The organism is Kitasatospora sp. NPDC028961, assembly GCF_055564815.1.
In genome coordinates this window covers 88,406-99,507 of record NZ_JBVHVO010000027.1, presented here as the reverse complement: position 1 = coordinate 99,507, position 11,102 = coordinate 88,406, and the positions used below count along the sequence as shown (strand labels likewise).

9 protein-coding genes and 1 rRNA gene are annotated in these 11,102 nt (G+C 71.1%); 9 read left to right on the top strand and 1 reads right to left on the bottom strand.

Annotated features, from left to right (window positions below; all coding sequences use genetic code 11):
• The 9 genes from rrf to pstB all read left to right on the top strand — a co-directional run.
• Positions 1 to 75: ribosomal RNA gene (gene rrf, locus ACZ4UX_RS30795) — 5S ribosomal RNA — on the top strand; the annotation flags it as partial.
• Positions 76 to 149: 74 nt separating this feature from the next.
• Positions 150 to 1,187, top strand: coding sequence for a mycothiol synthase (mshD, locus tag ACZ4UX_RS30790; RefSeq protein WP_465709023.1), 1,038 nt, complete (start codon positions 150 to 152; stop codon positions 1,185 to 1,187).
• 424 nt (positions 1,188 to 1,611) lie between these two features.
• The gene (locus tag ACZ4UX_RS30785; RefSeq protein WP_329492196.1) at positions 1,612 to 3,789 is read left to right on the top strand and encodes an RNA degradosome polyphosphate kinase; all 2,178 of its coding nucleotides are present in this window, start codon (positions 1,612 to 1,614) and stop codon (positions 3,787 to 3,789) included.
• A gap of 139 nt (positions 3,790 to 3,928) precedes the next feature.
• Positions 3,929 to 5,014, top strand: coding sequence for a CHAD domain-containing protein (locus ACZ4UX_RS30780; RefSeq protein WP_465709022.1), 1,086 nt, complete (start codon positions 3,929 to 3,931; stop codon positions 5,012 to 5,014).
• 43 nt (positions 5,015 to 5,057) lie between these two features.
• Positions 5,058 to 5,519 carry an NUDIX hydrolase gene (locus ACZ4UX_RS30775; RefSeq protein ID WP_380385525.1) on the top strand — a complete coding sequence of 154 codons (462 nt, stop codon included), beginning with the start codon at positions 5,058 to 5,060 and terminating at the stop codon, positions 5,517 to 5,519.
• A gap of 274 nt (positions 5,520 to 5,793) precedes the next feature.
• Positions 5,794 to 6,924: a phosphate ABC transporter substrate-binding protein PstS gene (pstS, locus tag ACZ4UX_RS30770; protein WP_329489081.1), complete on the top strand. Its 1,131-nt coding sequence runs from the start codon at positions 5,794 to 5,796 to the stop codon at positions 6,922 to 6,924.
• A gap of 149 nt (positions 6,925 to 7,073) precedes the next feature.
• The gene (pstC, locus tag ACZ4UX_RS30765; protein WP_329489082.1) at positions 7,074 to 8,054 is read left to right on the top strand and encodes a phosphate ABC transporter permease subunit PstC; all 981 of its coding nucleotides are present in this window, start codon (positions 7,074 to 7,076) and stop codon (positions 8,052 to 8,054) included.
• Complete coding sequence (gene pstA, locus ACZ4UX_RS30760; RefSeq protein ID WP_329489083.1) at positions 8,051 to 9,127, top strand: phosphate ABC transporter permease PstA; 1,077 nt, start codon at positions 8,051 to 8,053, stop codon at positions 9,125 to 9,127. The genes pstC and pstA overlap by 4 nt, the downstream gene beginning before the upstream one ends.
• A 68-nt stretch (positions 9,128 to 9,195) precedes the next feature.
• Positions 9,196 to 9,972, top strand: coding sequence for a phosphate ABC transporter ATP-binding protein PstB (pstB, locus tag ACZ4UX_RS30755; RefSeq protein WP_329489084.1), 777 nt, complete (start codon positions 9,196 to 9,198; stop codon positions 9,970 to 9,972).
• A 133-nt stretch (positions 9,973 to 10,105) separates the two neighbouring features.
• On the opposite strand, the gene ACZ4UX_RS30750 is transcribed toward pstB, so the two are convergent.
• A complete protein-coding gene (locus tag ACZ4UX_RS30750; protein ID WP_352293704.1) occupies positions 10,106 to 11,101 on the bottom strand; it encodes an inorganic phosphate transporter in 996 nt (331 codons plus the stop codon).
• Position 11,102 lies beyond the last annotated feature (1 nt).

Genomic DNA, 11,102 nt, shown 5'->3' with positions numbered 1-11,102 from the left:
AACCCGGAAGCTAAGCCTCACAGCGCCGATGGTACTGCAGGGGGGACCCTGTGGGAGAGTAGGACGCCGCCGAACAATCATTCCAAAGAACCCCCCGGTCCGTAAGGATCGGGGGGTTCTTTGCGTTTCCCTTGACGTATCGTCAGAGCATGGACGATCAGGACGCGCAGCAGGAACGGGTCTACGAGGGAACGCCGGGGACCGGCGAGGGGGCGGTCGTCGCTCGCGAGGTGCTCCGGCCGGAGGCGCGCGACGGTGCGCTGCGCGTGCTGACGGAGGCCCAGGCGGTGGACGGCCGCGCAGCGGTCTCCGAGCAGGGGCGTCTGCGGCTCCGCTCCTCGGACACGGCCCGCCCGGGAGTCGTCCACTTCGTCCAGCGGGCAGCAGATCCGGCACAGCCGGTGGACGACCTCGTCGGCTACGCGCAGCTGGAACTCCCCCAGGGCGACCCGGCCGGCGCCAACCCGTCGGCCGAGCTCGTGGTGGCGCCGGCCGCCAGGGGCCGCGGCTTCGGCCGCCCGTTGCTGGACGCGGTACTGAACGAGGCACTTCGGGCCGGCCGCGACCACGTCGACGTCTGGGTGCACGGCGGGCACCCGGCGGCCCGCCACCTGGCCGGGAAGTACGGCGCCGAGCTGGTCCGCGAGCTGCGGCAGATGCGCCGCACCGGTCCGCAGACCGAGGCGGTCGCCCTCCCGGACGGCATCGAGCTGCGGACCTTCCGCCCCGGCGAGGACGACGCCGAGTGGCTGCGGTTGAACGCGCTGGCCTTCGCGCACCACCCGGAGCAGGGCTCCTGGACCGAGCAGGACCTCGCGGACCGGCTGGCCGAGCCGTGGTTCGATCCGGCGGGCTTCTTCCTCGCGACCCGCGGCGGCCGGGCGGTCGGCTTCCACTGGACCAAGGTGCACCCGGCGGCCGCCACCGAGCCGGCCCTCGGTGAGGTGTACGTGGTCGGCGTGGACCCGGCGGAGCAGGGCAGCGGCCTCGGCCGGGCGCTGACCGCGGCCGGCCTGCGTCACCTGACCGGCGGCGGACCGGGCGAGCGAGGGCTGGAGACGGTCCTGCTCTACGTGGACGCGGACAACCCGGCCGCCGTGCGCGTCTACGAACGACTGGGGTTCACCGTCCACGAGGTCGACCTGATGTACCGCGTCCAGTACCGCGGGCCCGCAGCAGCCGAATGAGACCGGCCGAATGAGACCGGCCGAGCGACCCCGCGCGCCGATGTCGTACCGCGACCGGGCCGCCACCCGATCGCAGTAGGGTTGATCGCGCGGGTACCCGTCGGCAGGCACGGAACCACGGTCCGGCGCGGCGCCGGGACGGCATAGCGGACAGTCGGGGCCGAAGCAACGGGTGGGCCGCCAAGCCCCGGCTCCGACCGATTCAGCTTTCCTCCTGGCCATGCGGTGTTTACCGTGGATTCAATTGCTGCCGCGAAGATCACAGGATGAAGTCCGTAGTGTCTCGCTCGTGCAGCGTCGGCGACGCCTGCCGGCCGGTCCCGTGTTGACCGCGCCGGGCGGGTGGGCGTTGGCGCTGGGCGAGGACGACGGCCCGCAGAGCCTTTCCCGTCCGGACGCCGTCCTGCTGGAGGAGCTGGAGCCCATGAGCATCCCCCGCCCTGTCTCTGCCCCGCTGTCCCCTCCGGCCCGGATGTCCAGTGCGCTGGGGATACCGCCGGAGCTTCCGGCCGCGGACGACGAGCTGTTCGACGAACTGCCCCAGGGCCGTTTCCTGGACCGCGAGCGCAGCTGGCTCGCGTTCAACGAGCGGGTGCTGGAACTGGCGGAGGATCCGCAGATCCCGCTGCTGGAGCGGACCAAGTTCCTCGCGATCTTCGCGAGCAACCTGGACGAGTTCTTCATGGTCCGGGTGGCCGGCCTGAAGCGCCGGATCGCCACCGGGGTGGCCCAGCGCAGTGCCTCCGGCCTCCAGCCGCGCGAGGTGCTGGACCTCATCTGGACCCGTTCGCGCGAGCTGATGGCGCGGCACGCCGCCGCCTGCCAGCAGGAGGTCCTGCCGGACCTCGCGAGCGAGGGCATCGAGCTGGTCCGCTGGCCCGAGCTGGCCGAGAAGGAGCAGGCCCGCCTGCACACCCTGTTCCGGCAGAAGATCTTCCCGGTGCTCACCCCGCTGGCGGTGGACCCGGCCCACCCGTTCCCCTACATATCGGGACTCTCCCTCAACCTCGCCGTGGTGGTGCGCAATCCGGTCTCCGGGCACAAGCACTTCGCCCGGGTGAAGGTGCCGCAGTCCCTGGCCCGCTTCCTGGAGGCCTCCCCCCAGCGCTACGTGCCGCTGGAGGACGTCATGGGCGCCCACCTGGAGGAGCTCTTCCCGGGGATGGAGGTGCTCGCGCACCACGCCTTCCGGGTCACCAGGAACGAGGACCTGGAGGTCGAGGAGGACGACACCGAGAACATCCTCAAGGCCTTGGAGAAGGAGCTCATGCGGCGGCGCTTCGGCCCGCCGGTGCGGCTGGAGGTCGAGGAGTCGATCGACCCGTACATCCTGGACCTGCTGGTGCGGGAGCTGAACATCACCGAGGCGGAGGTCTTCCCGCTGCCCGGTCCGCTCGACCTCACCGGTCTGTTCGGCATCGCCGACCTGGACCGCCCCGAGCTGAAGTACCCGAAGTTCGTCGCGGGCACGGCGCGTGGGCTGACCGACGTCGAGTCGGCCTCGCAGCCGGACATCTTCGCCGCGATGCGCGAGCGGGAGGTCCTGCTGCACCACCCGTACGACAGCTTCTCGACCTCGGTGCAGGCCTTCCTGGAGCAGGCCGCGGGCGACCCGGACGTGCTGGCGATCAAGCAGACGCTGTACCGGACCTCCGGTGACTCGCCGATCGTGGACGCGCTGATCGACGCCGCCGAGTCGGGCAAGCAGGTGCTGGTGCTGGTCGAGATCAAGGCGCGCTTCGACGAGCAGGCCAACATCAAGTGGGCCCGCAAGCTGGAGGAGTCCGGCTGCCACGTGGTCTACGGCCTGGTCGGGCTGAAGACGCACTGCAAGCTGTCCCTGGTGGTCCGCCAGGAGGGCGACACCCTGCGCCGCTACTCGCACGTCGGCACCGGCAACTACCACCCGAAGACGGCCCGGCTGTACGAGGACATCGGGCTGCTGACCTCGGACCCGCAGGTCGGCGCGGACCTCTCGGACCTCTTCAACCGGCTCTCCGGCTACTCGCGCCGCGAGTCCTACCGGCGGCTGCTGACCGCGCCGCGCGGCCTGCGGGACGGACTGATCTCCCGGATCCACAACGAGATCGCCCATCACCGGGCCGGCCGTCCGGCGTTCGTGAAGATCAAGGTCAACTCGATCGTCGACGAGGCCGTGATCGACGCGCTGTACCGGGCCTCCCAGGCCGGGGTGCCGGTGGACGTCTGGGTGCGCGGGATCTGCGCGATCCGCCCGGGTGTGCCGGGGCTGAGCGAGAACATCCGGGTGCGCAGCGTCCTCGGGCGGTTCCTGGAGCACTCGCGGATCTTCGTCTTCGGCAACAACGGGGACCCGGAGGTGTGGATCGGCAGCGCCGACATGATGCACCGCAACCTGGACCGCCGGATCGAGGCGCTGATGCGGATCACCGACCCGGCGCACCGGGCCGAGCTGTCCGGGCTGATCGACCTGGGGGTGTCGGACGAGACCGAGTCCTGGCACCTCGGGCCGGACGGCGCCTGGACCCGGCACGCCCAGGACGCCGAGGGCAAGCCGCTGCGACACGTCCAGGACCTGCTCATCGACTCGCGCCAGCGCCGCCGCGCCGCCACCGCCCGCTGACCGCGAGCCGCCGCCACGACCCATGGAGCGACCCACCGGGGCGAGCCGCCGACACGGGCCGCCCAGCGTCGGGATCCGCTGCTGCGGTCGGCCACCAGCCCCGGGGGACGGCTCCGGGGGAACGGGGATCTACCTAGTCATGACCGATGCGCCGATGACGGCCCAGACGGCCTCCACCGCGACCGCCGGGGACATCCTCTCCAGCCATCTCACGGCCCAGGCCGGGGCGTTCCTGCGGGCCCTGCCGATGGCCGTGGGCGAGGTCGGCGCCAGACCGGGGGCGGCCGTCGTCCCGTCCACCGGTACGGCCGGACTGCTGCGGGCGGTACGGCGGATCGGCGGGCTGCTGCACACCTTCGGCGGGTCCTTCGACCAGGCCTGGGCGCAGGAGTCGCGCACCGAGCTGCGCTGGCTGCTGAACCTGCTGGCGCTGGAGCCGGGGTACGTCCGCCGGTCGGCCCGGCTGCTGGGCGCGCTGGACGCGCTGACCGGCAGCGAGGCGGACGGTCCCGGCATGCTGGCCGGCCACGCCGGGGCGCCGAAGGCGCGGGCGCTGCTCGACCGCCAGCTGACGCTGGCCCGGACCAGGGCGCACTCGACCGTGCTGCAGGAGCTCCGTTCGGCGCGGCTGCACGCGCTGGCGGACCGGATGACGCTGCTGGTCGCCGAGGCGCCGCTGCTGGAGACGGCGGGCGGCCGGGCCGGCGCGGTGCTGCTGCCGCAGGCGGCGACGGCGTTCGGCGCGCTGACGGCGAGCGCCCAGCAGCTGCCGCTGCGGCGGGCGGCCACCCCGTACGGCGGGGACGGTCTGCGCCGGCTCGGCGCGGTGCCGGCGGCCCGGGGTGCGATGGACGCGGACGCGGCGCTGGCGGCGGACGACGCGCCGTGGCACCGGGTGCGGATCCTGGTGAAGCGGGCCCGCTACGCGCTGGAGGTGTGCGGCCTTCCGGCCGCCGAGCTGGACGCGCTGGACGAGGTGTTGCGCCGGCACCAGGAGGCGGCCGACGCGGCGGTCACCGCGGCCACGGCGGCGCGGACGCCGAGGATCACACCCGCGACCGCCTACGTGCTCGGCGTGGTGCATGCTGATCAACGACTGGAGGTGGAGGCGGCACGGTACGCCTTCGGCCGCCGGTGGCCCGAACTCCCGCCGGGCCTGGACGGCTGGCTGGAGATCCCCCCTGCCGAGGGCTGGGGGTACACCCCCGGACCCCGGACGGCATGACGTGCACGACCGCCTGAGCACCGAGCGGGCCCACGGCTCGACCATCAGCAGCCCGCGGCCCGGGCGGGGGCCGGTGGTGCTGGCCGCCGGTGCGGTGCTCTGGCTGCCGGGGCGCCCGAAGAAGAGCGGCCGGCTCGGGCGGCCGCGGATCGCGCTGATCCACCGCCCCAAGTACGACGACTGGAGCCTGCCGAAGGGCAAGCTCGACCCGGGGGAGGGCGTGGTCGAGGCGGCGCTGCGCGAGGTGCGCGAGGAGACCGGGTTCTCCTGCGTGCTGGGGGACGAGCTGCCGACGCAGCACTACCTGGCGCAGGGGCGGCCGAAGGAGGTCCGGTACTGGGCGGCGGTGCCGGCGGCCGGGGAGTTCCGGCCGAACCGGGAGGTGGACCGGCTGGAGTGGCTGCCGGCCGGGAAGGCCAGGGCCAGGCTGACGCACGAGCGCGACCGGGTGCTGGTGGACGCGCTGCTCGGGATGCTCGGCGCGCGGCCGGTCCGGTCCTCGTAGCCGGGCCCGCCCTCCTGGCCGGACCGGTGACGGAACGCCGGCAGTGATCTTCCCGCGCCCTGCTCGTGACGCAACCGTTACTACCTGACGTAGTTTCCTGTCATCCGTCCGAGGTTCACTCCCCGTTCACTTCCGACCGGCTGACGTGTCACTTACCCGGCTTAACTTCGGGGTTACCGGAGGGCCGCACGGGCCCCGGACCACAGCAAAACCCGCGCCCCGCCGTCCTCGTACGGTCCGCGTGCCGGGCAATGCCACAGAAAGGGACACCCCTGTGAAGCTCCAGCGGAACGGCCGCTCCAAGGCCCTCGCCATCGGTGCCATGGCGCTCGTCAGCTCGCTGTCGCTCGCCGCCTGCGGTTCGGACGAGAACAACACCAACGCGTCCGGCGGCAGCGGCTCCGCCTCGGCTCCCGCGATCGCCTGTGGCAGCAAGCCCGCCGCCCTGATCTCCGCGGGTTCCACCGCGCAGGGCAACGCGATCGACGTCTGGAAGAACAACTTCGGCGCCGCGTGCTCCGGCTCCAGCATCAACTACGGCGGCGGCGGCTCGGGCGCGGGTGTCCAGCAGTTCAACCAGGGCAAGATCCAGTTCGCCGGTTCCGACTCGCCGCTGAAGCCGGCCGAGGTCGAGGACAGCAAGAAGGTCTGCACCGGTGGCCAGGGCATCAACCTGCCGCTCGTCGCGGGTCTGATCTCGATCGTCTACAACGTGGACGGCGTCGACAACCTGGTCCTGGACGGCGCGACCACCGCCAAGATCTTCGACTCGCAGATCACCAAGTGGAACGACCCGGCGATCGCCGCGCTGAACCCGGGCGCCAAGCTGCCGGACGCCGACATCCAGGCCGTCCACCGCACGGACGACTCGGGCACCAACGAGAACCTGACCAAGTACTTCGCCAAGGTCTCCAACGGCGCCTGGAGCTACCCGGCCGCCAAGGCCTGGGCCGGCAAGGGCGGCCAGGGCGCGAACGGCTCCGCCGGTGTCGCGGCCCAGGTGAAGCAGGTCAAGAACTCGATCAGCTACGCCGAGCTGTCCTACGCGCAGAGCAACAACCTGAAGAGCGCCGCGATCGCCACCGGTGCCTCCAAGCCGGTCGAGGCCACCGCCGCCAACGCCGCCACCACCTTCGCCAAGGCGAAGATCGCTGGCACCGGCAGCGACCTGGCGCTGACCCTCGACTACGGCACCAAGGAGGAGGGTTCCTACCCGATCGTCCTGGTCACCTACGAGATCGTCTGCGACAAGGGCAACAAGGCCGACACCCTCGACGCGCTGAAGGCGTTCCTGACCTACGCCGCCAGCGACGCCGGTCAGAAGGCGGTCGGCGACACCGGCTACGTCGCGCTCCCGAAGGAGCTGACGGACAAGGTCAACGCGGTCATCCCGACCCTGGCCTGATCCAGCCCGACCTCCGGTGGAGCGGCCCCGTGGACGAGGGGGCCGGGGCCGCTCCGCCGGACAGCACGACTTCGCCATGAGCACGTCCGGGGCACCGCCGCCAGGGTGCCGCCCCCTCGGGGCAGCACCACCAGACCGGAGTAGACCACATGACTTCATCCTCCCCTGCCGCCCCGCGAGGCAGGGAACGCCGCAAGCGTGACAGCCGGCTCGGCGACAAGATCTTCATGAACGCCGCCCGTGGGTCGGGCATCCTGCTGCTGGTCATCATGGCCGCCATCGCAGGCTTCCTGACCTGGCGCGCGGGCATCGCGCTGAGCAAGAACGAGGGCAACTTCCTCACCACCTTCGAGTGGACGCCGGACGCCGCGAAGCCCGTCTTCGGCATCGCCGTCCTGGCGTTCGGCACCATCATCAGCGCGGCGCTCGCGATGGCGATCGCCGTCCCGGTGGCCATCGGGATCGCGCTGTTCATCTCGCACTACGCGCCGCGCCGGATCGCCCAGCCGTTCGCCTACCTGGTGGACCTGCTGGCCGCCGTGCCCAGCATCATCTACGGCCTCTGGGGCGCGCTCTTCCTGGTGCCGCACCTCTACGGGCTGACCAGCTGGCTGGACGAGTACCTCGGCTGGACGTACGTCTTCGACCAGTCCCGGGTCGGCACCGTGCCGCGCACGCTGTTCACCGTGGGCATCCTGCTGGCCATCATGATCCTGCCGATCATCACCGCGGTGACCCGGGAGGTCTTCCGGCAGGTGCCGCGGATGCACGAGGAGGCGGCGCTCGCGCTCGGCGCGACCCGCTGGGAGATGATCCGCACCGCGGTGCTGCCGTTCGGCCGCCCCGGCATCATCTCGGCCTCGATGCTCGGCCTCGGCCGTGCGCTCGGCGAGACCATCGCGGTCGCGGTGGTGCTCTCCTCCAACAACGTCCTCTCGCTCCACCTGCTCGACCCGGGCGGTGGCACCTTCGCGCAGAACATCGCGCTGAAGTTCGCCGAGGCCCAGCCCTTCGGCCGGGACGCGCTGATGGCCTCCGGCCTCGTCCTGTTCGTGATCACCCTCGTGGTGAACGGTGCCGCGCGGCTGATCGTCGCCCGCCGCAAGGAGTACTCGGGGGCCAACGCATGAGCGCCGCGACCACGTCCGTTCCGGCGGACACCCGCCCGGTCGGCCGCCCGCTGACCTCCAACCGCCTGCCCAGGTGGACCCCGGCCGCCGTCGCCGCCGGCTCGATCGCGCTCGGCTGCGGGATCGGCGCGGTCGGCGGGCTGGAGAGCCACCTGCAGTGGGGCCTCATCTCGGCGCTGCTGTTCCTGGGGATCAGCTACGGGCTCGCCGCCCGGGTCGAGGGCCGCCGCCAGGCCAAGGACCGGTTCGCCACCTCGGTGGTCTGGGTCGCCTTCATCCTGGCCGTGGTGCCGCTGGCCGCGCTCACCATCTACACCGTCCAGCAGGGCGCGGAGGTGGTGAACGGCAACTTCCTGACGCACTCGATGAAGGGCGTCCGCTACTCGGGCCCCGGCGGCGGCATCTACCACGCGCTGATCGGCACCATCGAGCAGGTCCTGCTGGCCACCGCGATGGCCGCCCCGATCGGTCTGCTGACCGCCGTCTACCTGGTCGAGTACGGCCGGGGCCGGCTCGCCAAGGCGGTCACCTTCTTCGTCGACGTCATGACGGGTGTCCCGTCGATCGTCGCCGGTCTGTTCATCCTGTCCCTGTGGAACATCGCGCTCGGCTTCTCCTACTCGGGCTTCTCGGGCTCCCTCGCGCTGGCGATCCTGATGATGCCGGTCGTGGTCCGTTCCACCGAGGAGATGCTGAAGCTCGTCCCGAACGAGCTGCGCGAGGCGTCGTACGCCCTCGGCGTGCCGAAGTGGAAGACCATCCTGCGGATCGTCCTCCCCACCGCGATCGGCGGCATCACCACCGGTCTGATGCTCGCGGTCGCCCGCATCACGGGCGAGACCGCCCCGGTGATGATGCTGGTCTTCGGCGCGGACTTCATCAACAGTGACCCGTTCAACGGGCCGCAGCAGTCGCTGCCGATGTACATCTGGCAGCAGTACGCGGTGGTGAACAACGACTACGGCTACGCCCGTGCCTGGGGCGCGGCGCTGGTGCTGATCGCCTTCGTGATGGGGCTCAACCTCATCGCCCGGGGCATCGCACGCTGGCGTTCGCCCAAGGGCGGACGCTGAGCGCCCGACTGACGTACGACCCAGAATTCATTAGCGGCCCCCGGCCGCGGGCGAGAGAAGTAACGATCATGGCCAAGCGCATCGACGTCAGCGGACTGTCCGCCTTCTACGGCACCACCAAGGCCATCGAGGACATCTCGATGAGCATCGAGCCCCGCTCGGTGACGGCCTTCATCGGCCCCTCGGGCTGCGGCAAGTCCACCTTCCTGCGGACCCTCAACCGGATGCACGAGGTGATCCCCGGCGCCCGCGTCGAGGGCAAGGTGCTCCTGGACGACGAGAACCTCTACGGCTCGCACGTCGACCCGGTCGCCGTCCGCCGGGCGGTCGGCATGGTCTTCCAGCGGCCGAACCCGTTCCCGACGATGTCGATCTACGACAACGTGATCGCCGGGCTGAAGCTCGCGGGCGTCCGCAAGAAGTCCGTCCTGGACGGCGTGGTGGAGAAGTCCCTCAAGGGCGCCAACCTGTGGAACGAGGTCAAGGACCGGCTGAACAAGCCGGGTGCCGGCCTCTCCGGCGGTCAGCAGCAGCGCCTCTGCATCGCCCGCGCCATCGCGGTCGAGCCGCAGGTCCTGCTGATGGACGAGCCCTGCTCGGCGCTCGACCCGATCTCCACCCTCGCCATCGAGGACCTGATCGGCGAGCTGAAGTCCCAGTTCACGATCGTGATCGTGACGCACAACATGCAGCAGGCGGCCCGCGTCAGCGACCGCACCGCCTTCTTCAACCTCGCCGGGGTCGGCCAGCCGGGCAAGCTGATCGAGCTGGACGACACCCAGCGGATCTTCTCCAACCCGTCCGTGCAGGCGACCGAGGACTACATCTCCGGCCGCTTCGGCTAGACCGCCCGGAGCCAGAGCTGCTTCGTGGTGCTGCATGGCGGTGCCGCCGCGAAGTATGAGGAAGGGCCCGCCCCCGAGACGTGGGGGCGGGCCCTTGCCATGTCCGCCGGCGCGTCCTGTCCGGCCCGGCGTGTCAGCCCCAGAACAGGTGGACGAACCAGTACATCAGCGCCGCGACGATCGCGGCGGCCGGCATCGTGATGAACCAGCCGAGCACGATGTTCTTCGCGACGCCCCAGCGGACCGCGCGGATCCGCTTGGTGGCGCCCACGCCCATGATCGCCGAGGTGATCACGTGGGTGGTGGAGATCGGCGCCTTGAACACGAACGAGGTGATGTACATGACCGTCGAGGCGGTGGCCTCGGCGGCGAAGCCCTGCGGCGGGTCCAGCTCGATGATCTTGCGGCCGAGGGTCCGCATGATCCGCCAGCCGCCCGCGTAGGTGCCCAGCGAGAGCATCGTGGCGCAGGAGATCTTGACCCAGACCGGGATGTCACTGCTGTCGTGGTGGCCCGAGATGGTGAGCGCCATGACCACGATGCCCATGGTCTTCTGGGCGTCCTGCAGACCGTGCGCGAGGGCCATGGCGGCGGCCGACGCGGTCTGCGCGACCCGGAAGTTGCGCTTGGCGCGGTGCGGGTTGGCCCGCCGGAAGATCCACAGGATCGCCAGCATGACCAGGTACCCGCCGACCAGGCCGACGATCGGCGAGACGATCATCGGGATGACGATCTTGTCGAGGACGCCGCTCCAGATCACCTCGGTGCCGCCGGCCAGGGCAGCTCCGACCATGCCGCCGAACAGCGCGTGGGAGGAGGAGGACGGCAGGCCGAAGTACCAGGTGACCAGGTTCCAGGCGATCGCGCCGACGAGGGCGGCGAACAGGATCGCCATGCCCTGGTTGCCGGTCGGGGTGGCGATGATGCCCTTGGAGACGGTGTGCGCCACGCCGCTGCCGAGGAAGGCGCCGGCCAGGTTCATCACCGCGGCCATCGCGAGCGCGGCCCGCGGGGTGAGGGCCCGGGTGGAGACCGAGGTGGCGATGGCGTTCGCGGAGTCGTGGAAGCCGTTGGTGTAGGTGAAGAAGAACGCAACGCCGAGGACGGCGATGAGTGCAGCCAGGTCCACG

Bases quoted from the DNA above. Each gene is read 5' to 3' on its own strand.
- mshD (WP_465709023.1), top strand. From the start codon at position 150: ATGGACGATCAGGACGCGCAGCAGGAACGGGTCTACGAGGGAACGCCG.
- ACZ4UX_RS30785 (WP_329492196.1), top strand. From the start codon at position 1,612: ATGAGCATCCCCCGCCCTGTCTCTGCCCCGCTGTCCCCTCCGGCCCGG.
- ACZ4UX_RS30780 (WP_465709022.1), top strand. From the start codon at position 3,929: ATGACCGATGCGCCGATGACGGCCCAGACGGCCTCCACCGCGACCGCC.
- pstC (WP_329489082.1), top strand. From the start codon at position 7,074: ATGACTTCATCCTCCCCTGCCGCCCCGCGAGGCAGGGAACGCCGCAAG.
- pstA (WP_329489083.1), top strand. From the start codon at position 8,051: ATGAGCGCCGCGACCACGTCCGTTCCGGCGGACACCCGCCCGGTCGGC.
- pstB (WP_329489084.1), top strand. From the start codon at position 9,196: ATGGCCAAGCGCATCGACGTCAGCGGACTGTCCGCCTTCTACGGCACC.